General features: G+C 38.8%; 25 protein-coding genes, 1 tRNA gene and 4 pseudogenes. 12 read left to right on the plus strand and 18 right to left on the minus strand.

Annotated features, from left to right (window positions below; all coding sequences use genetic code 11):
* Positions 1-197: 197 nt before the first annotated feature.
* From dapC to AC1M9H_RS00925, 5 genes are all read right to left on the minus strand, one after another.
* Complete coding sequence (gene dapC, locus AC1M9H_RS00905; protein ID WP_481612536.1) at positions 198-1367, minus strand: succinyldiaminopimelate transaminase; 1170 nt, start codon at positions 1365-1367, stop codon at positions 198-200.
* A 31-nt stretch (positions 1368-1398) separates the two neighbouring features.
* Positions 1399-4065 (minus strand): [protein-PII] uridylyltransferase, encoded by a 2667-nt coding sequence (glnD, locus tag AC1M9H_RS00910; protein ID WP_481591145.1) that lies wholly within the window; start codon positions 4063-4065, stop codon positions 1399-1401.
* 23 nt (positions 4066-4088) lie between these two features.
* Positions 4089-5306, minus strand: coding sequence for a formate-dependent phosphoribosylglycinamide formyltransferase (gene purT / locus AC1M9H_RS00915; RefSeq protein ID WP_481591144.1), 1218 nt, complete (start codon positions 5304-5306; stop codon positions 4089-4091).
* Positions 5307-5491: 185 nt separating this feature from the next.
* On the minus strand, positions 5492-5833 hold the full coding sequence (gene ygaH / locus AC1M9H_RS00920; protein ID WP_179998205.1) for an L-valine transporter subunit YgaH: 342 nt from the start codon (positions 5831-5833) through the stop codon (positions 5492-5494).
* Complete coding sequence (locus AC1M9H_RS00925; protein WP_180027874.1) at positions 5830-6558, minus strand: AzlC family ABC transporter permease; 729 nt, start codon at positions 6556-6558, stop codon at positions 5830-5832. The genes ygaH and AC1M9H_RS00925 overlap by 4 nt, the downstream gene beginning before the upstream one ends.
* Positions 6559-6683: 125 nt before the next feature.
* Here AC1M9H_RS00925 and AC1M9H_RS00930 point away from each other — a divergent pair, with 125 nt between their 5' ends.
* Positions 6684-7166, plus strand: a complete 483-nt coding sequence (locus AC1M9H_RS00930) for a hypothetical protein (RefSeq protein ID WP_035264529.1) — start codon at positions 6684-6686, stop codon at positions 7164-7166.
* 66 nt (positions 7167-7232) lie between these two features.
* Here the strand turns inward: AC1M9H_RS00930 and AC1M9H_RS00935 are convergent, their stop codons facing one another.
* The gene (locus AC1M9H_RS00935) at positions 7233-7925 is read right to left on the minus strand and encodes a Crp/Fnr family transcriptional regulator (protein WP_481612537.1); all 693 of its coding nucleotides are present in this window, start codon (positions 7923-7925) and stop codon (positions 7233-7235) included.
* Between the two features lie 99 nt (positions 7926-8024).
* Here AC1M9H_RS00935 and AC1M9H_RS00940 point away from each other — a divergent pair, with 99 nt between their 5' ends.
* Positions 8025-8579, plus strand: coding sequence for an Mpo1 family 2-hydroxy fatty acid dioxygenase (locus AC1M9H_RS00940; RefSeq protein ID WP_481612538.1), 555 nt, complete (start codon positions 8025-8027; stop codon positions 8577-8579).
* Between the two features lie 60 nt (positions 8580-8639).
* On the opposite strand, the gene ychF is transcribed toward AC1M9H_RS00940, so the two are convergent.
* The 8 genes from ychF to AC1M9H_RS00980 form a co-directional block, all read right to left on the minus strand.
* Complete coding sequence (gene ychF / locus AC1M9H_RS00945; protein WP_035264512.1) at positions 8640-9731, minus strand: redox-regulated ATPase YchF; 1092 nt, start codon at positions 9729-9731, stop codon at positions 8640-8642.
* A gap of 123 nt (positions 9732-9854) precedes the next feature.
* Positions 9855-10514 (minus strand): methionine ABC transporter permease, encoded by a 660-nt coding sequence (locus AC1M9H_RS00950; protein WP_092766235.1) that lies wholly within the window; start codon positions 10512-10514, stop codon positions 9855-9857.
* A complete protein-coding gene (locus tag AC1M9H_RS00955) occupies positions 10495-11565 on the minus strand; it encodes a methionine ABC transporter ATP-binding protein (RefSeq protein ID WP_481612539.1) in 1071 nt (356 codons plus the stop codon). The genes AC1M9H_RS00950 and AC1M9H_RS00955 overlap by 20 nt, the downstream gene beginning before the upstream one ends.
* 11 nt (positions 11566-11576) lie before the next feature.
* A complete protein-coding gene (locus AC1M9H_RS00960) occupies positions 11577-12410 on the minus strand; it encodes a MetQ/NlpA family ABC transporter substrate-binding protein (RefSeq protein WP_481591139.1) in 834 nt (277 codons plus the stop codon).
* Between the two features lie 9 nt (positions 12411-12419).
* On the minus strand, positions 12420-13262 hold the full coding sequence (locus tag AC1M9H_RS00965) for a MetQ/NlpA family ABC transporter substrate-binding protein (protein WP_481596939.1): 843 nt from the start codon (positions 13260-13262) through the stop codon (positions 12420-12422).
* Positions 13263-13287: 25 nt separating this feature from the next.
* Positions 13288-14718, minus strand: a complete 1431-nt coding sequence (locus AC1M9H_RS00970) for an LLM class flavin-dependent oxidoreductase (RefSeq protein ID WP_481612540.1) — start codon at positions 14716-14718, stop codon at positions 13288-13290.
* A complete protein-coding gene (locus tag AC1M9H_RS00975; RefSeq protein ID WP_481612541.1) occupies positions 14718-15941 on the minus strand; it encodes an SfnB family sulfur acquisition oxidoreductase in 1224 nt (407 codons plus the stop codon). Before AC1M9H_RS00975 ends, AC1M9H_RS00970 begins: the two co-directional genes overlap by 1 nt.
* A 9-nt stretch (positions 15942-15950) precedes the next feature.
* Positions 15951-17153 carry an SfnB family sulfur acquisition oxidoreductase gene (locus tag AC1M9H_RS00980; protein WP_481608421.1) on the minus strand — a complete coding sequence of 401 codons (1203 nt, stop codon included), beginning with the start codon at positions 17151-17153 and terminating at the stop codon, positions 15951-15953.
* A gap of 373 nt (positions 17154-17526) precedes the next feature.
* Here AC1M9H_RS00980 and AC1M9H_RS00985 point away from each other — a divergent pair, with 373 nt between their 5' ends.
* Positions 17527-18291, plus strand: coding sequence for a glutathione S-transferase family protein (locus AC1M9H_RS00985; protein WP_481612542.1), 765 nt, complete (start codon positions 17527-17529; stop codon positions 18289-18291).
* A 113-nt stretch (positions 18292-18404) separates the two neighbouring features.
* Complete coding sequence (locus AC1M9H_RS00990) at positions 18405-18875, plus strand: Lrp/AsnC family transcriptional regulator (RefSeq protein WP_035264497.1); 471 nt, start codon at positions 18405-18407, stop codon at positions 18873-18875.
* A 76-nt stretch (positions 18876-18951) separates the two neighbouring features.
* Here AC1M9H_RS00990 and AC1M9H_RS00995 read toward each other — a convergent pair whose 3' ends face one another.
* Together AC1M9H_RS00995 and AC1M9H_RS01000 are read right to left on the minus strand one after the other, a co-directional pair.
* A complete protein-coding gene (locus AC1M9H_RS00995; RefSeq protein ID WP_035264495.1) occupies positions 18952-19701 on the minus strand; it encodes a YebC/PmpR family DNA-binding transcriptional regulator in 750 nt (249 codons plus the stop codon).
* Positions 19702-19808: 107 nt separating this feature from the next.
* Entirely contained in the window at positions 19809-20375 is a 567-nt protein-coding gene (locus tag AC1M9H_RS01000) for a 1-acyl-sn-glycerol-3-phosphate acyltransferase (protein ID WP_171076734.1), read from the minus strand.
* Between the two features lie 328 nt (positions 20376-20703).
* On the opposite strand from AC1M9H_RS01000, the gene AC1M9H_RS01005 reads away from it, so the two are divergent.
* Positions 20704-20780, plus strand: a tRNA-Ile gene (locus AC1M9H_RS01005).
* A gap of 189 nt (positions 20781-20969) precedes the next feature.
* Here the strand turns inward: AC1M9H_RS01005 and AC1M9H_RS01010 are convergent.
* Positions 20970-21897, minus strand: a pseudogene (locus tag AC1M9H_RS01010) (IS5 family transposase).
* Between the two features lie 107 nt (positions 21898-22004).
* On the opposite strand from AC1M9H_RS01010, the gene AC1M9H_RS01015 reads away from it, so the two are divergent.
* The 5 genes and pseudogenes from AC1M9H_RS01015 (at position 22005) to AC1M9H_RS01035 (ending at position 24354) form a co-directional block, all read left to right on the plus strand.
* Positions 22005-22277 carry a DUF6966 domain-containing protein gene (locus tag AC1M9H_RS01015; protein ID WP_481612543.1) on the plus strand — a complete coding sequence of 91 codons (273 nt, stop codon included), beginning with the start codon at positions 22005-22007 and terminating at the stop codon, positions 22275-22277.
* A 37-nt stretch (positions 22278-22314) separates the two neighbouring features.
* Positions 22315-22920: pseudogene (locus tag AC1M9H_RS01020) on the plus strand (VENN motif pre-toxin domain-containing protein); the annotation flags it as partial.
* A 345-nt stretch (positions 22921-23265) separates the two neighbouring features.
* Positions 23266-23511 carry a hypothetical protein gene (locus tag AC1M9H_RS01025; protein WP_481612544.1) on the plus strand — a complete coding sequence of 82 codons (246 nt, stop codon included), beginning with the start codon at positions 23266-23268 and terminating at the stop codon, positions 23509-23511.
* Positions 23512-23556: 45 nt separating this feature from the next.
* The gene (locus AC1M9H_RS01030; protein WP_481596956.1) at positions 23557-23808 is read left to right on the plus strand and encodes a hypothetical protein; all 252 of its coding nucleotides are present in this window, start codon (positions 23557-23559) and stop codon (positions 23806-23808) included.
* A gap of 213 nt (positions 23809-24021) precedes the next feature.
* Positions 24022-24354, plus strand: a complete 333-nt coding sequence (locus AC1M9H_RS01035; RefSeq protein WP_481595413.1) for an Imm42 family immunity protein — start codon at positions 24022-24024, stop codon at positions 24352-24354.
* 1 nt (position 24355) lies between these two features.
* Here AC1M9H_RS01035 and AC1M9H_RS01040 read toward each other — a convergent pair.
* Positions 24356-24583 (minus strand): annotated as a pseudogene (locus AC1M9H_RS01040) (transposase family protein); the annotation flags it as partial.
* 58 nt (positions 24584-24641) lie between these two features.
* On the opposite strand from AC1M9H_RS01040, the pseudogene AC1M9H_RS01045 reads away from it, so the two are divergent.
* Positions 24642-25271: pseudogene (locus AC1M9H_RS01045) on the plus strand (methylenetetrahydrofolate reductase C-terminal domain-containing protein); the annotation flags it as partial.
* Between the two features lie 207 nt (positions 25272-25478).
* On the plus strand, positions 25479-26159 hold the full coding sequence (locus AC1M9H_RS01050; RefSeq protein ID WP_481589877.1) for a GntR family transcriptional regulator: 681 nt from the start codon (positions 25479-25481) through the stop codon (positions 26157-26159).
* Positions 26160-26240 lie beyond the last annotated feature (81 nt).

A 26240-nucleotide genomic window follows, 5' to 3' on the forward strand; every position in this document is an offset into this window, starting at 1 on the left:
GGCACACCGCAACTCACACTTGAGAGTGATCCAAACATTATCATGGGCAATCCATTTTTTTAGTTCTCTCCCTTTGGGAGAGAGTTAGAGAGAGGTTTGTTAGAAAATATCATTTTCCGCTCAAACTATGCCTAGAATCATCAATCAAAAAAATAAGCCCTCTAAAAAGAGGGCTTAAAATTAAAGATCATGCACGATTAGAGAATTGATTTTAAGCGTTTAACAACTTCTTTACATTGGACTAAATCTGCTACGAGAGCAAGACGAACATGGCTTTCACCTGGGTTTCCTTGTTCAGTATCACGAGATAAATAACGACCCGGTAAGACTTTGATATGTGCTTTTTCCATCAGCATTTTGGCAAAAGTTTCATCATTATCGACCTTTAACCAATAATAGAAACCCGCATCAGGCTTTTTCAGTGGTAGCAAATGACCTAATTCTTGTTGGAATAAATCAAATTTAGCACGGTATTGTTTACGGTTTTCTTCAACATGTGCCTCATCATTCCATGCAGCAATCGATGCCAATTGATGTTGTACTGGCATTGCAGCACCGTGGTAAGTGCGGAATTTTAAATAAGGTTTTAATAGACTAGCATCACCTGCAACGAAGCCAGATCGCATACCTGGTAAATTAGAACGTTTAGACAGAGAGTGGAATACGATACAGTTTTTATAGTCATCACGACCTAATTCTGCACAAACTTCTAATAAGCCAACAGGTGCTTCATCAAACCATAGTTCTGAATAACATTCATCAGATGCGATGACAAAATTGTATTGATCAGAGAGCGCAATTAATTTTTTGAACTGTTCTTTTGAAAGCACAGCACCTGTCGGATTTCCGGGGGTGCAGACAAAGAGCAAAGCTGTCTTCTCCCATACTTCCGCAGGGACAGCATCGAAGTCGCCAAGGTAACCATTTTCTTCAGTACAGTTGATGAAATAGGGTTGAGCGCCAGCGAGTAAAGCTGCACCTTCGTAAATTTGATAAAAGGGATTCGGCATAACTACATAAGGCGCTTCATCACGATTGATCAGCGCTTGTACGAATGAGAAAATTCCTTCACGTGTGCCAGTCACAGGTAAAATATGATCTTCTGCGCTAATAGCATTTAATTTGAAACGGCGTGTGAGCCATTGCGCAATACTTTCACGTAATTCTGGTAAGCCTTTACTGTTTGGGTATGTCGAAAGATGATTGAAGTTATCGACAATAGCTTGTTTTACGAATTCAGGTGCAGGATGTTTTGGCTCACCAATTGACAATGGAATTAACGGAAGATTTGCAGGTTTTACAAACTGAAAAAGTTTATTCAACTTTTCAAATGGATAAGGATGTAATAGGTTTAAACTAGAGTTCATGAAACAGTTACCGTCGGGTTAAATCTAAATTTTAATGATGATTACAGACCTGATTTGAAGCCTCATCTAATGCTGCTTTTAATTGTTCAGCAAAAGCCTGAGCTTCAGTTAAATTCATAGGTTCGCCATTCTTTTTGGTTACAAAGAAAATATCTTCTGCGCGCTCACCCAAGGTGGCGATTTTCGCGGAATGGATATCGAGACCTTGCATCATAAATAAGCCACCGATACGGGCAAGTAATCCAGGCTGATCGAGGGTAGAGATCTCGACCATATTTTGCTGCAGCGCCTCGTTCAACGTAATATCAATTGTGTTTTCGATATCAAAATGACGAAGTTGGCGTGGTATACGGCGTTGCATTAAACCTGGATAATTTTGTGAATCTGTTAATGCGTGCACCAATGATTCTTTTACCGTATTTTCACGTTCTGGATCTGTCACTAATGTGCCAAAACGATCAAGCACCACGTAGGTGTCTAAGCTAAAGGATTTAGTTGCTGTAATAATGCGTGCATCTTGTACATCTAGATTCATACGATCTAGAACTGCAACAGTGGTGGCAAAAAGATTAGGTTGATCTTGAGTGTAAATAAAAATCTGCACAGCATCTTGCGCTGATTTACGGTGCGCGCGCATCATCACCAATGGTGCTGAATTATCACCATGATCTAGGATTGCACGTGTATGCCATGCGACTTCATCTGCAGTTTCTTTGAGGAAGTATTCGTCACCAAGTTCTTGCCAAACTTTTTCAACAGCTTCTAAAGCATAATCATTGACAAGTAATTCACTTGCTGCAAATTTGGTATCTTCGATCAGCATTTGGTAATCGACAGGACGTCCCAAACCACTACGAATAACGTCACGAGCATTGGTATATAACTGACGCATGAGCGATGCTCGCCATGTGTTCCAAAGCTTAGGATTGGTTGCGTTAATGTCAGCCACTGTAAGCGTATACAGATAGTCTAAGTGTTCCATATCACCTAGCTTCTCGGCAAAATCTTTTACAACATCTGGATCAGAAATATCTTTTTTCTGCGCAGTCATCGACATCAATAGATGATTTTGGATCAACCACGCAACAAGATTACACTCACGCTCAGTAAAACCGTGCTTGCTACAGAACTCAATGGCATCAACCGCGCCCAATTCACTATGGTCTCCACCACGGCCTTTGGCGATATCATGGAACAAAGCAGCGAGGAATACGATGTCTCGGCGCACCAGACGCTGGAATACCGAACTTACGACAGGAAAATCTTTAGCAAATTCTGGCGCTTTAAAACGATTTAAATTTCGTAAGAGTAGGAGCGTATGTGCATCTACAGTATAGATATGGAATAAATCGTATTGCATAAGGCCCATGATTTGTCCAAATGCAGGAATATAGTTGCCGAGTACACCATAACGTTTCATCGCAAGCAATGTTTCATATAAGTTATTTGGTGATCGGATGATCGCCATAAACAAGGCTTGATTAACTGGATTGTCTCTATACGCTTGATCAATGCGTTTTGCAGCTAAAGTAAGCAATCGAAGTGTACGAGCTCGAATACCATCAATATCAGGGCGATTTGCTAGGATATAGAAAATCTCAAGGATGGCTGTAGGCTTCTCTGCAAAAATTTTATGGTGTTGAACTGCGAGTTTACCATCCACCAATTTGAAGTTTTCATTCACTTCTTCAATTTTACGCTCATAGTTGGGTAAGCGAGGAGTGATGACTGATTCATTAAAATAGGCGAGTAGCATTTCATTCAGGGTTGAAACCTGCTGAGCTGCTCGATAGTAGCGTTTCATGAACTGTTCAATTGGATAATTGATATGTTCACCTTCGACTTTGTGGTAACCAAATTTTGCTGCGATATCGCGTTGGTAATCAAACAATAGTCGGTTTTCATCACGCTTAGTTAAGCGGTGTAAATGATGACGAATTTCCCAGAGAAAATTCTCAGCATCTTCGAGCACCCCAAGTTCAAACTCAGAAATGAAACCTAAATGTACAAGATCGTATATACGATTTACTCGGAAATGCCGTTTTGCAATCCAACCAATTTGGTTAATGTCTCGAATGCCGCCCGGTGCATTTTTGATATCAGGTTCTAAATTACTTTCAGTGTTGTTGTGCTGAGCGTAGCGTTTGGCTTGTTCTTCCATCTTGGCATCAAAGAAGGTTTTATCCGTCCAAGTTTGTGAAACAACACGACGAGGCCATTTCGCTAAGTGTTCATTGCCAATAATTAAACGAGACTCAATGAGAGATGTTGCTACCGTTAAGTCATTCATGGCCTGTTCAAAGCACTGTTGAATGGTTCTTACACTTACGCCAGGTTTAAAATTTCCAACATCCCATAGAGAGGAAATAAAAATGGTAATGGCATTTTCTTGTTCTTGTGTAAGATCATCTTCTGAAAGGATCAGAATGTCGACATCAGAGTAGGGCATCATTTCACGACGACCATAACCTCCTACAGCGAACAAGCCCAGATCGGTTTGATCTAACTCAGCATGTTGCCAAAGGAATTTAAGTGCCTCATCAATCAGGTTAGATCGAGTGAGGATGATCTCACGTATCGCCTTACCATTTTCAAACTCATGTTGTAATTGATTTTCAACATCTGAGCGCCATTGATTAATTGCCTTGATGTCGTGATTACTCGAAACATAGTTTGCTAATGGAGACGTATTGATCATGAAATGATGGCCTACCTAAAGAATTATTTGTTTTGATTTACAATTACTTTTGAAGCTGCTTCAGTCGCTAATTCGCGTGCAATGTCAGTTGTTTCAGCACGTGCAGTTGCGACCCCCATACGGCGACGTTTAAAACCTTCAGGTTTACCAAAAAGACGTAAATCGACATTAGGGTTTTGCATAGCAAGATTTACGCCAGAAAATGACAAATTCGTATCATCAACACCTGCATAGATCACAGCGCTTGCAGCAACACTGTGACGTTGCGTGTTCACTGGAAGACCTAAAATCGCACGGGCATGAAGTTCAAATTCACTTTGATATTGAGATGCAAGTGTGACTAATCCAGTGTCATGTGGACGAGGAGAAACTTCACTGAACCAAACTTGATCACCTTTAACGAATAATTCCACACCAAAAATACCGCAACCGCCGAGCGCTACTGTGACTTTATTGGCAATACGTTTTGCTTCATCAAGGGCAGCTGTGCTCATAGGTTGAGGTTGCCAGCTTTCTACATAGTCACCTGCATCTTGACGGTGTCCAATAGGATCGCAGAAGTGCGTTTCGATTTCTCCTGTTTCAGGATTTTTTGCGCGTACTGTGAGTAATGTAATTTCGAAATCAAAATCAATTTGCGATTCTACGATGACAGTACCTTGATTGACACGACCACCTGTTTGAGCATATTCCCAAGCAGCGTCGACTTCATCAAAAGATTTTACGCGTGATTGTCCTTTACCCGATGATGACATCACAGGTTTTACAAAATTTGGATAGCCAATATCATCACATGCTGCACGGAATGATTCCAAACTATTGGCAAAACGATAAGCCGAGGTTGGTAGCCCTAGTTCCTCAGCTGCGAGGCGACGAATTCCTTCACGATTCATGGTGAGATTCACGGCTTTCGCAGAGGGAATAACTACGGCAGTTTTAGCATCTTCGATTTCCACTAAGACTTCAGTGGCAATGGCTTCAATCTCAGGAACAATTAAATGAGGTTGAACTTGTTCAATCAGTTTTTTTAATTCTTTTGGGTCCGCCATATTCAAAGTGTAGGAATGATGAGCAACTTGCATGGCAGGTGCATTGTCATAGCGATCTGCTGCATGTACTTCTACACCTAATCGTTGTAATGATATTACCACCTCTTTACCCAACTCACCTGAACCCAATAATAGAACTTTAAACGCCGAAGATTGAAGTGGAGTACCGAGTGTAATAAGCATTTGATTCATCCGTGCTTGATATTATGGACTTTTAGCATATCAGAACTAAAACCTCTTGAGCGCGATGAATACAAGAAAAAGCAAGAAATTATTTTGATATCGTTTAATTTTTTTATTGATAAAAATTTATAAGCCTTATCCGAGGATCAGGCTTATAAATTTAGAATCTGAATGAATAATACGCGAGAAATGTTTTAAAGTGGGAAATAGGTATACACCAAACCGTATGTGAGTGCCGCTGTGAGTGTTGCAGGTACAATCTGTTTAAATTTGAAATATAAACCCGAGAGCACAATAAAACCAATTAACATGGCAACGCTCTTATTGGGTGTTTCTAAGAGCGGCGGTAAAGTCGCGACCACGAGCATTGAACTGATTGCTGCAATACCGATTGATCCAAGGGCGATTTTAAGCCAAAGAGCACCGCGTTTCTGGCGACCTTGTTGTAGTTTCTGAATCACAAAAAAAGGACCAAAGCGTGAGGCGAAATTCGCGATGCCGACTAGAATACCGACACAAATAATTTCTAGATTCATGATTGTTCACCTGTGTGCAAAGGATCATGTTGCTTCAGTACATAATGTTTAAACAAACCAGCCAAAATACCTGAGCTTATGCCAATGAATATCGCTGCGGATAAATCGATAAAGTAACACGAAATAGCAGAAACAATAATGGTGATGGTCACGACAAAGGTATGTTTTTTCTCAAATGCAGCCAATAAAAAGCTCAAGAAAAGTGCAGGTAATAGAAAGTCGAGCGCTGCTTGCAAAAATTGGGGGAGATGACTGACTTGATCTGCAAATAAGCCTCCGAGAAAAGATCCAAGTGCCCAAGACAACCAGCTAAACAGACTCAGACCTAACATCCAAGATTCAGACCATTCTTGACGGCGTTGCGAAAGTTTAATCATGCCTGATGCAAAGACTTCGTCGGTCAAGCCCCATGACCAAATTGCTGTTTTTTTCAGATTGAGTTTATCTTGAATTAAGTTTTGTAAAGCAGGGCCATATAACAAATGTCGAATATCAAGTGCTATTACAGTTAAGGCTGTCATCCAGATAGAAGTGCCACTGCCGAGTAAGGCAACCACCAAAAATTGACTGGCACCTGCATACATCGAACAGGATAAAAATAATGCTTCCCACGCCGTAAATCCAAATTGAGTTGCCGATACACCAAACGCGAATGAAACAGGCAAATAGGTGAAAATGATGGCTTGACTGTCTTTGGCACCTTGCCAAAAACCTGCCGGTGTCATGTGTGGGGAGCTTGATTGGGTCACGATAAACCTAATTGGAGATTGGAACAAAAGGTATAAAACGAGATTGAGTATTCTACCCGAATTTACTAGCATAGTGCCGAATAGTTTATTAGAGCGATGTCATGTTTGCGATTCAATCTCCCTTTAAATTAGCTGCATTGACTACATTCCTCATCTTCACTTTATCCGGTTGTGGTGGTCAGGCAGAAACTGCCGATGAAAAGGTTGAAATTAAAGAAGCACCGAAGCTGACTAATGACGCAACTGAATATGCAAATCATGCTTGGCAATTGATTAATCAGGTTGATCCTATTCTGTATCAAGCCAATAAAGCGCTTATACCATCACAAGTACGCGAGCCTGTGCGTCAATTGGTATTGGATTGGCGTATTAATGTCAAAATGACCGACTCAGTGACTGAAGGGAAATATGCGCTTTGTCGTAAAGCGCTAACAACCATAGATGCTTGGGCACGTGCAATCGTGGAAAATGAGGGCCAGCTCGCACAGCGTCAAGCCAATTATGAACGCGATAAAGCGCAGTGCAAAACTGCAATTGAGCAACCAGAATTAGGAAACACTAAGGCGTATACAAAATTATTTTAAGTGACCCTAGCGACACCAATACAATGATTAATCCAGATTTTACTGAAGCACATCATCTTTAATCGATTAAGCTTGATCGGCTAAAGCTTTAAGTTGATTAAGATTAATCACCTCAATTTTTTTAAATGCAATTTTAATTGCGCCAATTTTTTCTAAATGTTGTAGTTCTTGATTAATGGTCTGTCTTGAGCAGACCAACATTTGTGCCAATTGTTCTTGAGATAGGTTGATGGTGTTTTTTTCAATCTCTTTGAGATTACCGTATCCATTTAAGATAAAGATTAATCTTTGAGCTAAACGTTGAATAAGGGGTTGTGTTTGAATAGACACCAACTCCATGAAAGCATAACGGAGTTTATGACTGACCAATTGGGCCAGATAAAACCAAAATTTTGGATATTGTTCTAAAATTAGATCAAGTCCTACACGACTTATTTTGAGGATTTTGGATTTTTTACTGGTAATCGCATGATGAGAGCGGGGTTGTTGATCAATCAACGAAATTTCACCAAACCACATAATGGGATCTGCGATAACTGTCACCGCCTCACGACCTTCTACGTCAATATGTGCTAAACGAACAGCACCATCAATCACGGCATAAATGCCATCAAATTGATCAGCTTTAGAAAATATCAGTTGCTCTTTGCCATATTCAATGAGCTGTCCATGTTCGAGCATCAGCTGTTGTAGCTCATGATCAAACTGGCTAAACCACCAATTATTTTTTAAAAGATAAACGTATTGATTTGAAAGCAAAATTATCCCTTTTATACTGTTTATTTGTCGTCTAGTCGACAACTTATTGGTTTACATTTATATATAGTGAAGGAAATAGTCAGAAAAAGGAATGATAACATGACTCGTTTAGAGAGCTTGCTTGGACAATATGCAGCTTATCACCTAGATCGTAAAAACGTATTTTCACATTTTGTTGGAATTCCCTTGATTGTATTTTCGATCTTGTGTTTTGCAGCCAAAGCACAATTTACAGTTGCAGGATATCCCATTGATCTTGCAATGTTATTGATCGTCGCATCGGTGATTTATTACTTGAGTTTGGATCTCATTTTTGGGGTAGTGATGGCAGTGTTATTTGCTTTAATTTATCAGCCAGCCACACAAGTAGCAGCTTTAGCGACATCCTCTTGGGTATTGGTAAGTGCTGGATTTTTTATTGTGGGATGGATTATTCAATTTATTGGGCACTATTATGAAAAGAAAAAACCAGCTTTTGTGGATGATCTTGTTGGACTCGCGATAGGTCCTTTATTTGTCGTAGCAGAATTTATCTTTCTTATTGGTTTACGTAAGAAACTGGAAGAGAAAGTATTGGTTCGAGCTAAACAATTACGCTATGACATGGACCATAAACACGTAAATCACTCGAGTACTTCAACTCAAAATCCATGATCTCAATCTTTTAAATAATCTTTGCAAAAAAAACAGCCTTTCGGCTGTTTTTTTAATGACTTAAACGTTGAAACGGAAATGTAAAACATCACCATCTTGAACGACATAAGTTTTACCTTCAAGACGCCATTTTCCAGCTTCTTTAGCGCCAGCTTCGCCGTTGTATTGAACAAAATCGTCATAGGCAATGCATTCTGCTCGAATAAAGCCTTTCTCAAAATCAGTGTGAATCACACCAGCAGCTTGAGGAGCGGTCGCACCGATTTTTACAGTCCAAGCACGAACTTCTTGAACGCCTGCAGTGAAATAAGTTTGTAGGCCAAGTAAGCCATAACCTGCACGAATAACCACGTTAAGACCTGGTTCTTCCATGCCCATCGCTTCTAAAAATTCAGCACGCTCATCATCTTCAAGCAAAGAGATTTCAGCTTCGATTTGGTTGCAAAGCGGAACTACAATAGCATTCTCTTCTGCCGCTAATTTTTTAACAGCATCAAGGTGCGGATTGTTTTCAAAACCATCTTCAGCAACGTTAGCAATATACATTGTTGGTTTAAGGGTTAATAAACCAAAGCCACGAACTAATTTGCGCTCGTCGTCATCAAGATCAGCTGCGCGAGCAGGGCGACCTTCATCAAGTAATGGCTGAATTTTTTCTAGTACAGCTTTTGTTGCAACTGCTTCTTTATCACCACCTTTCGCAGACTTTGCTAAACGTGTAACCGCTTTTGATACTGTTTCTAAATCTGCTAAAGCAAGCTCAGTGTTAATAGTTGCAATGTCATCAAGTGGGTCAATTTTGCCGTTCACGTGAATAACATTTTCGTCTTCAAAACAACGTACTACGTGTGCAATTGCATCAGTTTCACGAATGTTGGCTAAGAATTGGTTCCCTAAACCTTCACCTTTAGAAGCACCAGCAACTAAACCTGCGATGTCTACAAATTCCATTGTGGTTGGAATAACACGTTGAGGTTTAACAATAGCAGTTAATTTATCTAAACGTGGATCTGGAACAGGAACGATGCCGGTGTTTGGTTCAATGGTACAGAATGGGAAGTTTTCTGCAGCAATAGCAGCTTTCGTCAATGCATTGAAAAGTGTAGATTTACCAACGTTCGGCAAGCCGACAATACCGCAATTAAAACCCATGAAAAGACTCACACAGTGTTATTTAAAAATTGTCGGTGATTTTACATCAAAGCCATGACAAAGTCAGGTCATGGCTTGGATGTTTCTCGAAAAGACAGATGAGACTCAATTGAATAGTGTGAATTAGATTTTACGTTTGTCCAAACTATGTGCCAATTGATCACCCAAAGCTTGAATCAGCATGACCAATACGACTAATACAATGATCACCGCCAACATAATTTGCATATCGAAGCGTTGGTAGCCATATCGATAGGCGATGTCACCTAAACCACCCGCACCAATAGCACCCGCAATCGCAGAGGAATTGATCATGGTTACAAGCGTGACAGTAAAACCTGCAACAATACCAGGCAGTGCTTCTGGTAAAAGCACATGCCAAATAATTTGTTTGCGATTACAGCCCATGGCTTGTGCAGCTTCTATGAGTCCATGATCAACTTCTCGTAGACTGACTTCCGCAATACGTGCGAAAAAAGGTGTAGCCGCAATAGTTAAAGGTACAACCGCAGCCCATACCCCATAACTGGTCCCCACAATCAGTCGAGTGAAGGGAATGAGCGCCACCATCAAAATTAGGAAGGGAATAGAGCGCGTAATATTCACCACCCAACCCAAGGCATGATTAATTTTTTTTGACGGATAAATCCCATTTTCTGAGGTATTGACGAGGATCACGGCCATAGGCAAGCCAATGAGAAGTGCTAAAAATGCAGAAATACCGACCATTAATAAAGTATCAATAGTGCCTGTAATTAAAAGATCAATGAGCTGGTTGTGCATAGCCAAGCACCTCGATTTGTGATGTTTTATGGTGGAATTGCTGATGGAGCGTATGCACATCAATATCTAATTGAGGAATACCTACGATGAGTGAGCCAACCAAATGATGTTGAATGGTGTCTACATGGCTTTGATATAAATGCACAGGCAGTGCAATTTTAGAAAGTACATCATTTAAGTTGGGAGGATTTTTCAAATCAGTTGCATAGCTGATTTTCAAAATGGTATGCGTTAAATGTGTAGCTCGCTCTTGATGTAACTGGAATGGCAAATCAAGCTGTTCCAAATTGAGGAGTTCTTGCGTGATTTTCTGCTGGGGACGAGAGAAGACTGACCAAACTTGCCCTGATTCAACGATTTCACCTTGATCAATAACCACCACTTGATCGCAAATTTCACGAATTACCTGCATTTCATGTGTAATGAGAACGATGGTGAGTCCTAATTTTTGATTAATTTCCTTCAGTAAAGATAGAACAACAGATGTGCTTTCTGGATCAAGTGCCGATGTTGCTTCATCGCACAATAGTATTTCAGGTTTACTGACCAATGCGCGGGCAATCCCAACTCGTTGTTTTTGCCCACCCGATAATTGTGATGGATAGTGATGATGCTTTTCAGCTAAACCTACTAGATTTAAAACCTCATCCACACGAGTTTGAATCTCAGCAGCAGGCACTTTTGCGATTTTCAATGGAAGCGCGACATTTTCCCAAACTGTTTTGGCAGATAGTAAATTAAAATGTTGAAAAATCATGCCAATACGCTGGCGTAGGGCGATTAATTCATTGTGATTAAGCTGCCCTAGATCATGTTGATGTATATGAATACTACCATCAGAAATTGTTTCTAACCCATTTAATGTGCGGATCAATGAGGATTTGCCTGCACCACTTTTGCCGATAATGCCGAAAATTTTTCCTTTGGGAATATCCAAATTAATGTTTTTGAGTGCGTGAACTTGTTTTCCTTGTACATCGTAATACTTATTTAAATGACGAATCGTAATATGGGGTACTGCAAATTCAATGTGTGAACCAAAACTCACCATGTTCATTCTCCTTATTTCCAGCCTTCAAACCACAAACCTTGTCCAAAGTCTTTGTCTAGAATCTGACGGACTTTTGCAGAGTTTTGGAAGGTTTCAACCACAGTTTTTAATTTGTCATCCTGATCTTGATAATCTCGACGCGTTACAAACAAAATCGCAAATTTTTTATTAATCGGATCTAATAACAGTGCAGACGTAGGATCAGCAACTTTTGCCATTTTCAAATAATGAGGAAAACCCATAATTAAGTCAGCTTCATTGTAAGCATGCGCCGTTTGCGGGCCTTCAACTTCAATAATCTTGAGTTTTTTAGGATTACTGATAATGTCTCGGGTGCTGGTGAGCTCATTATTAATATCTTTGACTTGAATTAAGCCTGCACGAGCCAGCAAATTTAAACCACGTGCCATGTTAACTGGATCATTCGGTACGACTACTTTCGCTTGATCAGGTATTTCCTGTAGGGATTGATATTTTTTTGAATAAAGTCCGACATGACTGCCTGAACCTTTCGCAAAAGGCACAAGGTCATAGCCTGTTTCACGCACTGCATTCGCTAGAAAAACACTTTGTTGAAAGAAATTAGCGTCAATATCACCATTTTGCACAGCAACATTGGGTGCTTGCCAGTCTGAAAACTCAATCAACTCGAGATGGATTCCTTGTGCTTTTACATCCTCAGCGACACTTTGCAGTAATTCAGCATAGGGTGGGCTAATGCCGATTTTAATCACTTTATCATTTGAGTTTTGACTGATATAACGATATCCCACTAAGGCCGCCAGTACTGCGACGATGATGACTGCAATTTTGATGAATTTAGATGATTGAGTTGAAGTAGACATGAACACTCCTTATTTCCAGCCTTTGAACCATAGTTTTTCACCAATATCCTCATTCAATGCTTGTTTAACTTTGTCTGAGCTTTGATAAATTTGGATAAATTTTTTCAGTTGAGCTGCTTTTTCAGGCTGAGTTTGTTCAAAGTCATCGCGAACAACAAATAAGATGGCATAAAGCGTGTTGTTAATTTCATCCAAAATTAAGGCATCATTCGGATCAATCGTTTGTGCTAAGCGTAGGTACATTGGATAGCTAAATACGAGGTCTGCATCATCTACGGCACGCGCAGTTTGCGGGCCTTCGACTTCAATAAAGTTCAAATTTTTTGGATTGGTTTGAATATCTTTTAAGTTGGATAAATGGTTGTTGGAATCCTTTAGTTGTATTAATCCAGCGTGTTGTAAGAGGAGTAGGGCGCGACCCTGATTCACAGGATCATTTGGCAGTACAACTCGAGCGCCATTTTCAACTTCACTAATCGCTTTATATTTTTTTGAATATAAACCGACATGTGTTCCTGAGCCGATGCCCAAGGGTTTGAGCTTAAAGTTGGTTTCTTTTAACGCATTATTCAAGAAAGGTTGATGCTGAAAATAATTTGCATCAATATCCCCATGATTTAGGGTGATGTTGGGTGTATTCCAATCTGAAAATTCTACCAAACGTACATGAATGCCTTGAGCCTTTGCTTCTTCAATTGCGGCTTGAAGTGGTTTTGCAAAAGGTGGGCTAATACCAATGACAATTTCTTGTTGATCATTTTTTTTCAAAAAGGACCATGCAAACGCTGCAATCACAATAATGGCGATTGCAACGCCGATCCATTTAAGTCGAGAAGACTGAGCTTGTGCCATAGAAAGACCCCTAAATATTAAAAACTTAAGCTGAATGTTGGTGTATAGGATTTAAATTTGATTGTTGTATATCTTGTGTTGAGCTTGGACATCGGAAATGATGTGCAGGATGTGAAAGTGGTAAATGATCTCCCGCATTGAATAGCTTGTGCCTTAAGCTACCCTCAGCATAGGCGGTCTTATAGCGACCACGTTGTTGGAGTTCAGGAATGACATAACGAATAAAATCTTGATGTGACTCTGGAGCGACTGTACGGGCAAGGTTAAAACCATCTAATCCAGAAATATCAATGAATTCGATTAGCTGTTGAGCAACTGTTGCTCCACTGCCAACAAATAAGGGATAACGTCCACCGAGTACATGCTGAGCTTTTAAATCTGCCAAAGTGACTTTGTTTTCCTTAAAGCGCTCATTTACAGAAACGATGCTGTTGGTTTTTTTATATGGAATAGCATCCTCATCTTTTAGATGACCTAAGTCTGTTCCGATTGAGCTTGAAAAATGCGCAATCCCTGCTTCAGGACTTGCATATTGAATATACTCCTGCAGTTTTTCTTGCGCTTGTTGATCTGTTTCAGCAGTAACGACAGTGATACCCGCAAATAATTTAATTGCTGTACCATCACGACCTTGTGAATGGGCTAATTGGCGAATCTTTTGTGTTTGCGACGCAATTTTTTCAGCAGTATCTCCACCAATAAATATGGCTTCTGCATGTCGAGTGGCAAACTCTAGTCCTTTAGGTGATGCTCCTGCTTGATATAGCACAGGTGTACGTTGCACTGAAGGCGAGACTTGGAAGACGCCGTGACTGTTATAGAACTGTCCTTGATGGTGGATCGTATGTACTTTAGTCGGATCGGTAAAAATGCGATTGAGCTTATCTTGGATGACAGCATCATTTTCCCAAGAGCCTTCCCAAAATTTGTAGCAGAGTTCTAAAAAATCTTCAGCTTGTTCATAACGTAAATCATGATCTTTCAGTCCTTGCTGACCGACCAATCGCGCTGCGCTATCCAAGTAGCCAGTGACTATATTCCATCCCAAACGTCCTTGGGTTAGATGATCCAGACTCGCGAAGCGACGAGCAAATTGATAAGGAGATTCATAACTTAAGTTCACTGTAATACCGAAACCCAAATGCTGTGTGACGGCTGCCATTGCAGACACCAGCGTGCTTGGATCATGGCTCGGCAGTTGAATCGATTCTTTCAAGGTTAGATCAATGCCATTTTGATAGACATCGTAAACGCCAGTAATATCGGCAATGAATAATCCATCAAAAAGACCTTTCTCTAAAGTTTGAGCGAGTTCTGTCCAATAACTTAATTCATTAAATCGGTAGGATTGATCACGTGGGTGTGTCCAAAGCCCATGGTTGATATGACCTACACAATTCATATCAAATGCATTGAACAGGATCTGTTTTTGAGGATTCGATTGAATTTTTGTCATTACAGCGTACCTCGTCTTGGGGGGAATACGCCGTTTAAAACATAATTGGCAATAAAGAAATATTTCCAACGCGCTGGATCATGCAAGGTATGAACGCGTGCATTTCTCCAGTATCGATCAAGATTATCTTTTCGTTGACTTCCACGGCTACCAGCCAGTTCAATCAGTTTTGACGAGACTTTTAGTGCTGTTTCGGTACTGTGTGCACGTGCTTTAGCCACTTGAATAGAAGCATGTGCAACTGAAGGTTCTGAAGGGACGACTTTGGCGTCTTGAACCGCTTGCGCTGCTTGTTTTAGTAGTAACTCGGTGGCCTTGACGTCTGTTGCAATTCGACCAATTTCGTATAGTGTCAAAGGGTCTTGAGTGGCATGTTCAACTTTTGCATCTATCCAAGGGCGTGCTTGACGAACGCGTATTAATGTTTCTTCAAAAGCAGCTCGAGCAATGCCTGTTTCAATTGAGGCATGAATAATTTGTGCAAATGGACCTGAAATGGTGGCAGTTGAATAAGCCAAATCAAAAGGGACTATATCCTCTGGGTCAATCTGTACATTTTCAAATTTAACAGTCCCACTGCCTGTGGTACGTTGACCAAATCCACTCCAGTCATCTAATAGGCTTAAGCCTTCGCTATCATATGGAACAAAGACTAGAAACTGGCGCTCTTGTTCATCACTAGCAAGGGTTGGAATACGGTGAGCGAATAGACTGCCAGTGCAATAAAATTTTTCTCCATTGAGGACATAACCATTTTCGACTTGTCTTAAAGAGGTATGGCGTTGTGCTGCATTTTTAGTTTTAAACTCAGCCAAGGCATTTCCAAAGCGAGCACCTTGTAAAACTTCAGTAAATAAACGTCTTTTTTGAGCCTCAGACCCAGTATTCCTCAAAATTTCAAGTGCATAGAAATGATTTTGTGGAATTTGTCCGATAGAGCCATCAACACCACTCATTAATGCGATGATTTTTGTCAGTGTATGAATAGAAACATCGGCACCGCCATATTGTTGAGGTACTGTAATGGCCCATAAGCCAGATTGACTGTACGCTTCGATTTCTTCATGAGGAAGCTCACGATTTAAATCTCGTTCAGATGCACGGTACTTAAACTTTTCTGCAAGTTCGTGTGCGACTTTTAATGCTTCTTCATCAGAGCGAATAATATGCGCTGGTCTATAACTGCCTGATTCTTGGATCTCTAAAGCTTGTAAAGATGACATGATGACTCCTTAAATCCAGGCATGACGTGCAGGAAAAGTATGGTTTAAGTAATACGAACCCAGCGCGTGAAGTTTCCAGCGAATAGGATCATGAAGGGTATGTACACGTGCATTTCGCCAGTGTTGATCAAAATTATGGACATTGAGGCTGGCGCGACTTCCCCCGAGCTCAATCAACTTTTCTGAGATATGCAGTGCAGCATCATTGGCATAGACTTTAGCTTCAGCAACTTTGATCGAAGCTTCAGCAATCTGTTCATCAGAGAGTTGTTCAACTACATTGAGTGAATCTAAATAATCAGCTGCTTCATCAAGCAAAAGAATGGCGGCATCTAACAAAACATTAGCTTTACCAACTTCTTGTAAGGTGAAATACTCATCACTGGCACGCTCAACTTGTGCATCCACAATTGGGCGTGCTTTACGGATCGCAAACAACATGTCCTCAAATGCTGCTTCAGCAATACCAACATCGATAGCCACTTGCATCAGCTGTGAAAACGCGCCTCTAAAATTAGGGACGTCCAATAATTTTCTTTCATCAAAAATCAGTAATGGATCAACTTCAACATGGTCTAAAATCACTGTGCCACTTGAAGTGGTACGTTGACCAAATCCATCCCAGTCATTGATGACTTCGATACCAGTGGATTCACGGTTCACTAAAATTAAAACCACGTGACCTTCAGGGTGTATGGCTTTGATGGCTAACCAATGTGCAAATGAACTGCCTGTAGAATAGAATTTTTTTCCTGAAACTCGATATTTCCCATCCTCCAAAACAAGGTGTGTGTCTAAAGTCTTGGTATCTTTGGTATGTCGTTCTGGCCCCCCATTGGCAAGACGCTTACCTTTTAAAATTTCGTTGAAAATAAATTGCTTTTGTTCATCGCTTCCCATGATGTTGATCATATTGAGCAATGCAATTTGATTTTGTGGAATTTGCCCTAAACTTGAATCCGCTTTATTTAGAATACGAAATACTTGGGCAAGGGTACGATGAGATACTTCAGCACCGCCATATACGTGGGGGATGCGTAAGCCTCCTAAACCTTTTTGGCTGAATAATTCAATTTCTGCAAATGGTAAAGCTCGTTGTTGGTCACGCTGATTGCGACCTTCGAGCGCATAATCAGCAACATGATAGGCTGCATGAATGGCATCTTGATCATTTTCAATAACATGAACATTTTCAGTAATTAAACGAGACATAGATCAATTCCTCTTTGAGGAGATATACGCTACGCCCATAGAATATTTTTTTTAAATGCTGGTTTTCGTTGAACTATTCAAAAAAAATGCTTAAGACAAATATAGATATCGATTGAAAAATATTAGAAAACTTAAAATTTTGATTAATAATGAATTTTAATAAATTTCAGTGCTCTAAACACGTTGAATTCATTTAGACTTTGCAATAAAAAAGATAAAGATTTGCTAAACATTTATAATTTAACGGATTCATATTTCCAAAAATAACAATTTAAGTTGCAATTGATGCATTATCACATTGTGTTTTGGCATAGGGTTGCATAAAGTAAGCAAAACAATAAATCCTATGATTGATCAAGACTTCGGAGATTTTATGCGCATCCTTTACCAGTTTCCTTTATCTCACTTTTGTGAAAAAGCTCGCTGGTTACTTGATCATAAGGAATTGGATTATGTTGCTCAAAATATGATTCCGGGCGTACATCGTGCATTCGCAAAATTAAAAACAGGTCAAAACTCTCTGCCGATATTACGTGATAAAGAAAAGTGGATTGCAGATTCAACCCAAATTGCCCTGTATTTGGATGATGTCTATCCAGAGCATTCATTGCTCAGAGCAGATTTAAAGTTAAGAAAAAAAGCAATTGAAATTAATGACCTGAGTAATCAATTGGGCGTATCAGTGAGGCGGTGGGGGCTTGCTCAAGCTTTATCTGAAAGTGATGAGCCGCTAGAAATCATGATTGGTGAAAAAGGATATCTGAGAAAATTTCAAAAGATCAGTAAGCCACTTATTAAAACTTTAGTTTCAACTAGCTACCAACTTGATGATGAACTAGTTGCGCTTGCTAAAGAAAATATGCATGAAATTATTTTGCAGTTAAACGACCAATTGATTCAGAATCAAGCTCGATATATGGTGGGAGATCGTTTAGGTTTGGCAGATATCGCTGTTTGTTCAATGCTTGCTCCACTACTTGAGATCTCTGGTACACCATGGGAAAGAGAATATCATCAGCCAGTTTCATCTGAATTTGAGGACTATCAAAATCAATTGCTTGATTTGCCGATAGGGCAATATGTCAAACGTATTTATGCCAACGAACGAAATGCGCGGGTAGATTGGCGCGGGATATAACAGAGCATATTTTCTATTAAGTTGTCTGATTAGTTAATTTATTTTCATTTTAATCGATATTTTTGAAAAAATAACGCATAATCATTTTATGCCATGAAAATATTGAGAAGAAGATGGAATTAGATCGTTACGATAAACAAATTTTAGAAATTCTTACGCATGAAGATTTGAATCTGAACGAGCTTTCGGAGCGTATTAACCTGTCTGTAAGTTCAGTGCACCGTCGTATTAAACATCTCATTGAAACCAATATCATGACGAATTTAAAGCGTGATATTAACTATCAAAAATTGGGGTTTAATTTACATGTGTTGTTACAAGTATCATTGAGTAAGCATGACTCAGATACTTTTGCAAAATTTTTAGATGAACTTAAAAGTATTCCTGAAGTGATCAATGCTTTTTTAGTCACAGGGCAATCTGCTGATTTTATTATAGAAGTTGTTGCTCGAGATATGGAAAATTATAGCCAGATTTTGTTACAGCGCATTGGTAAAATTGATCATGTTGTGGCATTGCATTCAAGCTTTGTCATTAAAGAATATGATGTATTTAACTGTCATGGTTTATTGAGTAAAGCATAATTCAAGCTTGCAAAAAAAGACGCCTTTCAATTAAAAAAACGCACCAGAAGGTGCGTTTTCTAATTCTGAATATGGATTAAGCATCCAATTGTGCTAAAACTTCTTCAGAGAATTCAACGTTGGTATATACGTTTTGTACATCATCTAAATCTTCAAGCATATCAATCATTTTCATGATTTTTTTCGCTTGATCGATATCTGTGATTTCTGCTTTAGTTGAAGGGTTCATCACCACTTCTGCATTGTCAGATTTTAAACCTGCAGCCGCTAAAGCATCTTGCACTGTTCCAAAAGACTCAGGTGTGGTGATCACAAGAATTTCATCTTCTGTCACTTCAATGTCTTCTGCACCAGCTTCCAACGCAACGTCCATAATTTGGTCTTCTAAAGAAACATCTTCAAAAGTAATTTCGCCACGTTTTGTGAAAAGGAATGCAACTGAGCCGTTAGTACCTAAGTTACCATCTGTTTTAGAGAAGCAGTGACGAACATCTGGTACGGTACGGTTTAAGTTATCAGTCATTGTCTCAACAATAACGGCTACACCACCAACACCATAACCTTCGTATGTGACTTCTTTTAAATCATCATTGTCTTCACCACCAGCACCACGCTGAATGGCACGGTTGATGACATCACGAGTCATGTTAACGGACAATGCTTTTTCAACAACTGCACGAAGACGTGGGTTGCTTGCTGCATCAGGACCACCGAGTTTTGCAGCTGTAACAATTTCACGAATATATTTTGTGAAAACTTTACCACGACTAGCATCTTGTTTAGCTTTACGATGCTTAATATTGGCCCACTTGGAATGACCCGCCATGCGAAATATGCTCCTTGTAGATTGGCCTTATGCCTAATCAAATCTGCGAAATTCTACCATAAGGTCTTTTTTTTAATAAAGACCCTTATTTTAGCAATTGATCAAGATCAGGCTTTATTCTTCGGTTCAGGAATAATAATGTCTAAACCTGTATGTTCCTTATAAAGTTCCTGAATCAATTTCAAATCATGATCCAACTCTGATGGCATGATTTTGCCAAAAATTCCGCCTTGTTTGGTTTTTTGGTTCACAAACAAGAAAACGATAGGGACGTTTGCCGCTTTTGCGATATGCCAAAAACCAGTGCGGATCGGTTTACGTTGTTCACCATTTTTCGCACGAGTCGCTTCAGGAGCAATCACGAGATTAAATTTGTCATTAGAGTTGAAGAGTTCAACCATTTGCGCCACGATATCTTTATTTGAGTGACGGTCAACTGGAATACCGCCAACCCCTTCTAGAATTGGCTTAAAAGGTCCTTTGAATAGTTCTTTTTTAATTAGTGTGTGAATCGGGATATCATGGATTTGAAACAGTGCGATTGAGAGTACAGCATCCATCATCGTGGTATGTTCAAAACCGATAATGACTTGTTTATCACCAAGAACATTCGGTTCAACATGATATTTGACGCCAGCAAGTTTAAATGCCATTTCGGCAATGTGTTTTTTCATGATTCACAGAGATATTTGAATTTTATATGGCAGAGTTTCTTACTTCATTTTAAAAAATTCAATCCCTTTAGTAATAAATTATAGAAAAATTGACTACTAAATTTAGATTTTATCTGCAAACTTTACATCCTCCACGCTTACCGAAAATTCATAATTTTTCACATATTTGTGACTGAAATTCTATAGATGATCAAGATCGTACGTGATTTGTAAACTGCGATGAATAAATTTTGGTCAAGCTGAAGATAAAAAAATGAAAAACCTTGTTTTTGAATTTGATATTGGCTAGTATTCTGATTCGAAAATACTTGAGAAATCAGTATTTATAGGGCCTATAGCTCAGTTGGTTAGAGCAGCGGACTCATAATCCGTTGGTCGACAGTTCAAGTCTGTCTGGGCCCACCAAATTTTATACTTATATAGCTTTATATAAGATCCAAACCCTTAATTCTAAATGAGTTAAGGGTTTTTTATTGCTTTGTTTAACGTCATATAACTTCATATGGGAACACGCTCTGTGTATCCTTGTTTGTATCCTAAATGGCTTTGTTGCACAAAGATTTGAAAGGCAAAGAGCCCCTAATTGAGCCAAATTTAAGGCGTAACTTGGGTAAGTGGTCGACCTAATTCCGTAAATCTGTTGAGGACTGCTACACGTGCGTGAACCTCATTGACTTGGCTATCAAAGCTCCTTGCACTGAATTTATCTCCTAATAATTTAATGCAGTGCATTTTAGTCTCAACCAAACTTCGGCGATGATAGCCTGACCATTTTTCCATAGTGTCCTACCTAAATGTTTAACTGTTCGAAGCAATTCATTTCGCTCTAGCGAGCTGCTCTTTGTATCTTTCCATGGTTTCGCATTTTTTCTAGGTAGAATCACCGCATGCGCTTGCTGATCTGCAATGGCCTGACGGCATTGCTTGGTGTCATAAGCTCCATCGGTATAAACAGAGTCAATCTGCTCATCTTGTGGAATCTGATCAAGTAAATCACCAAGTACCTGTGAATCACAGATATTATTGGTTGTGAGCTGAATAGCATGTATTTGAAGAGTTTCAGCATCTATAGCAATATGTAGCTTACGCCATTGGCGACGATATTCAGGTCCATGTTTCTTGTGTTTCCATTCACCCTCACCTAGAAACTTCAAGCCTGTAGAGTCCATGAGTAGATGCAGCCCATAGCTATTTTTTGGTAGCTGATTGCAATATCAATATACTTTAGTCTTCTACAAAGCGTACTGTAATCTGTGCTGTCCAATTTAATCCGCAAAGTTTAATCAGACTTTGCATAAAGCCAGTGACCATACGTAAAGACAGACAGAATAAGGATTTAATTATTAAGCAGCATTGGATGGCTGCGTCGGAGTAGATTTGATTTCGTCCTTGTTTGCCTTTAGATGGAGCATACCATTGCGTAGTAGGATCAAACCAAATGGCAATATTTCCGCGATTAATGAGTGCTCGGTTATATGCGGGCCAATTGGTTGTGCGGTAGATTTTGTGTAGGCTTCTTCATTTGAAAATTATATGGCTGAAGAAGCCCTTAAGAATAGCTTTCTGCAACAAAGCCGTTGAACCTTGGAAAATTCCTGGAGTAAAAGTAATCAGTGAGAAGCCTCTAAAATGAATGAAGTTCAATCTATAAAATTAATCATAAGTGAAATAATTAATTTGCTTAAAGAATTTGACTTAACATATTGGTCAACAGCATTTAAACGTTTTTTGACGGAAATTGATTCAAATTTTTCTCAAGTTAAGCACGATATTTTAAGGAATTATGCTGGAATGGGCTCATTTAATGACATCGTTTTAGAAAAAAATGGAGAATATCCACTTTATGAAAATGACAAATTTTCCAAATTACGGAATGATCTTTATGATTTGTGCTTAGTATGACTCAATTGAACGTAAATCTACTGGCAGTTAGAGCTAAATTAATAAAAAGTTAGATGAAGCCCAAAAAGCTAAGGAAGCAGGAACACTGAGTCAAGCTGAGTTCGACAAGAAACAGCAACAACTTCAAACCTTAGGCATATTAGTCGATAGTATTTCAGCAGGATTATCAGCCCCAACGAGCAGTGGCTTAGGTATAGCAGCCGCAACAGCAAGTCCTAAACTCAGCTATGAGATTGGGCAATATTTCAAATCAAATGATAGTGAAGGAAGTGCAGCGCATATTTTAGCGCATACTGTATTGGGTGCGGCAGTTGCAGCAGCAGGTGGCAATAATGCTTTAACGGCAGGTTTGGCAGCAGGTGGAGCAGAAGCATCAGCACCTCTACTAGCTAAATACCTGTATGGTAAAGAATCAAAAGACTTAACTGCTGATGAGAAAGGAACGGTAAGTGCGATTACTGGTTTGGTTGCATCTGGTGTTGGTGCAAGTACTGGTGATGTGGCTTCGACTGTACAGAGTGGTCAAAGTGCTCAAAATGCGGTGGAGAATAATTATCAAACCAGAGCTACTCTTAAAGCTGTAAATAAACACCTTCAAAAATGTAGTTCGAATGATAGAGCATGTATTGAGAAAGGAATTTCAATATTAAGAAAGACCGACCAAATGCTTGATAAAGCTTTCAATAAGTGTGTGCAAAAAGCTGATGCTGCTTGTGTAGAACAACATCTAAAAAATATTTTGGCAAGTGATGCTTCACCAGAAATGAAAGAAATGGTGAAATAATTATAACGATTAAAAATATCAGGACAGGTTACAGGCTTATTAAATGACACCATTGGTTACACAAGTCAAGCAATAAAAGATATAGAAGCCGTCCGTTCAGGTCAGGATGTAGGTTCCGTCAGTGGTGCTACTACAAATTTTATTGGGCCCACACCTGAAAAAACTTTAGGTAAGCGAACTCTTGCTTGGGCTAATGAGCTTACTTTGAAACAAATTTGGGCTACAGTTGGTTTGAAGAATGATTTCCTAACAGGTCAGGAAATTACAGAGAATGAAAGACAACTTGCAATCGCTTCAATAGGCATACCACAAAGTCAACTTAAAAATGGCAGTTTAGTAAGGATTGATATATCTAATCCAAGATCTGCAGGTTTAAGACTACCATCTGGTAATGAGGCTGGTGCAAATAGTCAGTGGATTCCTGAGGGTAAATTACTAATGGTAGTTTAGAGGCTGTTATTGATGCAACAAAGGTCAGAAAAATAGGAAATTAAAATGAAATTTAATTTTAGAGATATATATGTATCAAAAGAATTAAAATTTAGTGTTGGGATTGAAGAAGGAATGAAAAAATATTATGTATCTTTTCTAGTTCCGACTCATAATAGGCAAAGTGATTATGAAATTTATTATTGGTTACCAGCAAGCTATTTAGAATATATTTACGCTGAACCCGAAAAAATTTATCCATTTATTTTAGAGTGCGACAAAGGGCTACATAAAGAAATGGAAATAGATTTAACTTAAAAAACTATACTAATTTCGTTTAGATTGCTGTTTTTTAATAAAGGGCGTTTGACTGACTTTTCAAAGGAAATATTCATCAGTTCACATATGAAGGACTGGCTCAAATACTTACCATTGGGCTGGCAGTTCAGATGGTGCCAGAAATTCTTTAAAGTTAGATAATAAAACCAAAGCCATTTTGCGTAAAAATGGATGGAAGTCAGAGGCACTAGAATGATTTTAAAGTTTAATGATGATTTTTTTGTTCAATGGGATGTAATTTTTGCATTAAATGATGGATTAAATTTAGGAATATTTAGTTTTTGGATTCAGGATAAATGTTATCCAGGGAAAGGAATTAATATCACTTTGAACTCTATTTTTTATACTTTGGTCAGTAACATTGAAGTGATTAATAATCTAAAAAAAGATTTTGGAGAAAAGCCTATTAATGAAATTGATTTTTCATCTTTGGATGGTGATAATTTTGTTTGGATTGATACAGGGGAGTTATTTCAATTTGGTTTTGGTTTAGGGCTTGGTTTTAATAATAGAGTTCTATCATAAGTCATTTTTTATTCAGTTCCATGGTATAGATCCCAGCAATTAAATTGAATCTTAAGCCTAATCTTTTGCCTCGATTACGATATCGCTCGGCAAGGATTTTGAAGGTCTTCAAAGTCCCAAATACATGCTCAATCCCAATTCTTCTTTTATTGATTTCTTGATTGTAAACTTTTAGCTCAGGATCTAGTTTACAGTGCTTTTTGGCTTTTTGGCTTTTTGGCTTTTTGGCTTTTTGGCTTTTTGGCTTTTTGGCTTTTTGGCTTTTTGGCTTTTTGGCTTTTTGGCTTTTAGGTTTTAATGGTGTTCATCTTTCAGCATGCGAAAATTCAGAAGAACAGAAGGTTCTGCAAAATTATATTGAGCAATATCAACATGATGATTTAGAGAAACTTGAAGCACGCTGGAAATCTCTTTGGCAGATTAAGACTGGAGATGAGTTTGTTCCAGAATTAACTTATGATGCGCGTCAACCGACATTAGGTCAGCTGATTAAATATCATCATTTGCATGTCATGCATAAAGCCCTTTTTGAGTCCAAAATCTCTAAAGGTGTAGGTAGGTTTATTTTTAAAGCGTCCTTTTGGGATAATGAGTTGGCATCAAAAACTTTGTTAAAAACCGAATTTAAGTCAAAACATATGGTTGTGGGCTGCGAAAATTGTGGTCAATGTAGATTGGCTGATACTTTATATATTTGCTCTGAAACATGTCCTAAAGGACTTGCAAATGGTCCTTGCGGTGGCACCACATTAGATCGATGTGAGTTTGGAGATCGGGAATGCATTCACTCTGTAAAAGCCCGATTAGCCAAAGCCGTAGGACAAACTGACGTTTTAAAAGATACCCTGATTGCAACCGTACCCGTTGAAGTTCGTGGAACCAGTTCTTGGAAAAATTGGTTTTTGGGAAAAGTTTAAGTCTTTTCAATTTCTTGTATGGGTTGATTTATAGTATTGAAATGCAATTATTAATTAGCGTTATATAGGGGCTTAAATTAAATTATCCTATAAATCTAAAAGCCAAAATTTAATCTATTTTCCTATATATCAATATTTACTGATTCTTAAATTCTCATGATGACTCTATAATTTATTTATTACATAGATGTAAAACGAGAATTAAGGATGAGCATAACGCCCATTAAGTCAGGCACTGGCAATTTAGCTAATGTGATTTATCAACAAATAAAGGATGATATTTTTAGCTTTAAGCTCAAACCTGGACAACGTTTTACTGAAACGGACCTTTCTGAAAAGTATGAGGTCAGCCGTACCCCAACACGGCAAGCACTGTATCGTCTTGAACAGGAAGGCTATGTGAATGTGCATTTCCGCAGTGGTTGGGAAATTAAGCCTTTAGATTTTACCTTTTATCAGGAGCTCTTTGATTTACGTATGATCTTGGAAAAAGAGGCTGTTAAACGTTTATGCGTAATGGATCATGAGCAATCTGAAGAATTACAGAATTTAAAGCGATTATGGCTTGTAGACGAACAGGACTATAACCAGAACACCAAAGCATTGGTGCTGCAAAGTGAAGATTTTCATTGTGCCTTGGTTAGAGCTGCAGGAAATCGTCAAATCGCCAAGATTCATCATGAAATCAGTGAAAAAATCCGAATTGTGCTCAGTCTAGGCGCCATGCGTGAATTCGATATCCAGCATGCTTATCAAGATCATGCTGCAATACTTAGATGTATTTTAGCTCGTGATGCTGATGGGGCGATCCATTTAGCAGAACATCATGTCTTACATAGTATTGAGGACGTGAAGAAAATTACTCTTAAAATATTTTCGACTGTTTAGGATAAATTATTAAAAAAATGCCAATTTTAAAAAATTGGCATTTTTTTTGCCTCTAATTCATATCTTGTATACAAGAATGTA

The sequence above is a fragment of the Acinetobacter sp. ANC_7512 genome (assembly GCF_056779935.1).

Excerpts from the sequence above, each read along its gene's own strand:
- AC1M9H_RS00975 (WP_481612541.1), bottom strand. The coding sequence starts at position 15,941 with ATGTCATCTTTACAAGCTTTAGAGATCCAAGAATCAGGCAGTTATAGA.
- purT (WP_481591144.1), bottom strand. The coding sequence starts at position 5,306 with ATGAATCAAATGCTTATTACACTCGGTACTCCACTTCAATCTTCGGCG.
- AC1M9H_RS01000 (WP_171076734.1), bottom strand. The coding sequence starts at position 20,375 with ATGAAAAAACACATTGCCGAAATGGCATTTAAACTTGCTGGCGTCAAA.
- AC1M9H_RS00950 (WP_092766235.1), bottom strand. The coding sequence starts at position 10,514 with ATGCACAACCAGCTCATTGATCTTTTAATTACAGGCACTATTGATACT.
- AC1M9H_RS00925 (WP_180027874.1), bottom strand. The coding sequence starts at position 6,558 with ATGACACCGGCAGGTTTTTGGCAAGGTGCCAAAGACAGTCAAGCCATC.
- AC1M9H_RS01050 (WP_481589877.1), top strand. The coding sequence starts at position 25,479 with ATGAGCATAACGCCCATTAAGTCAGGCACTGGCAATTTAGCTAATGTG.
- AC1M9H_RS00955 (WP_481612539.1), bottom strand. The coding sequence starts at position 11,565 with ATGGTGAGTTTTGGTTCACACATTGAATTTGCAGTACCCCATATTACG.
- AC1M9H_RS00980 (WP_481608421.1), bottom strand. The coding sequence starts at position 17,153 with ATGTCTCGTTTAATTACTGAAAATGTTCATGTTATTGAAAATGATCAA.
- ychF (WP_035264512.1), bottom strand. The coding sequence starts at position 9,731 with ATGGGTTTTAATTGCGGTATTGTCGGCTTGCCGAACGTTGGTAAATCT.
- ygaH (WP_179998205.1), bottom strand. The coding sequence starts at position 5,833 with ATGAATCTAGAAATTATTTGTGTCGGTATTCTAGTCGGCATCGCGAAT.
- AC1M9H_RS01035 (WP_481595413.1), top strand. The coding sequence starts at position 24,022 with ATGATTTTAAAGTTTAATGATGATTTTTTTGTTCAATGGGATGTAATT.
- AC1M9H_RS00965 (WP_481596939.1), bottom strand. The coding sequence starts at position 13,262 with ATGGCACAAGCTCAGTCTTCTCGACTTAAATGGATCGGCGTTGCAATC.
- AC1M9H_RS00940 (WP_481612538.1), top strand. The coding sequence starts at position 8,025 with ATGACTCGTTTAGAGAGCTTGCTTGGACAATATGCAGCTTATCACCTA.
- AC1M9H_RS00995 (WP_035264495.1), bottom strand. The coding sequence starts at position 19,701 with ATGGCGGGTCATTCCAAGTGGGCCAATATTAAGCATCGTAAAGCTAAA.
- AC1M9H_RS00960 (WP_481591139.1), bottom strand. The coding sequence starts at position 12,410 with ATGTCTACTTCAACTCAATCATCTAAATTCATCAAAATTGCAGTCATC.
- AC1M9H_RS00985 (WP_481612542.1), top strand. The coding sequence starts at position 17,527 with ATGCGCATCCTTTACCAGTTTCCTTTATCTCACTTTTGTGAAAAAGCT.
- AC1M9H_RS01030 (WP_481596956.1), top strand. The coding sequence starts at position 23,557 with ATGAAATTTAATTTTAGAGATATATATGTATCAAAAGAATTAAAATTT.
- AC1M9H_RS00930 (WP_035264529.1), top strand. The coding sequence starts at position 6,684 with ATGTTTGCGATTCAATCTCCCTTTAAATTAGCTGCATTGACTACATTC.
- AC1M9H_RS01015 (WP_481612543.1), top strand. The coding sequence starts at position 22,005 with ATGAATGAAGTTCAATCTATAAAATTAATCATAAGTGAAATAATTAAT.
- AC1M9H_RS00970 (WP_481612540.1), bottom strand. The coding sequence starts at position 14,718 with ATGACAAAAATTCAATCGAATCCTCAAAAACAGATCCTGTTCAATGCA.
- dapC (WP_481612536.1), bottom strand. The coding sequence starts at position 1,367 with ATGAACTCTAGTTTAAACCTATTACATCCTTATCCATTTGAAAAGTTG.
- glnD (WP_481591145.1), bottom strand. The coding sequence starts at position 4,065 with ATGATCAATACGTCTCCATTAGCAAACTATGTTTCGAGTAATCACGAC.
- AC1M9H_RS00990 (WP_035264497.1), top strand. The coding sequence starts at position 18,405 with ATGGAATTAGATCGTTACGATAAACAAATTTTAGAAATTCTTACGCAT.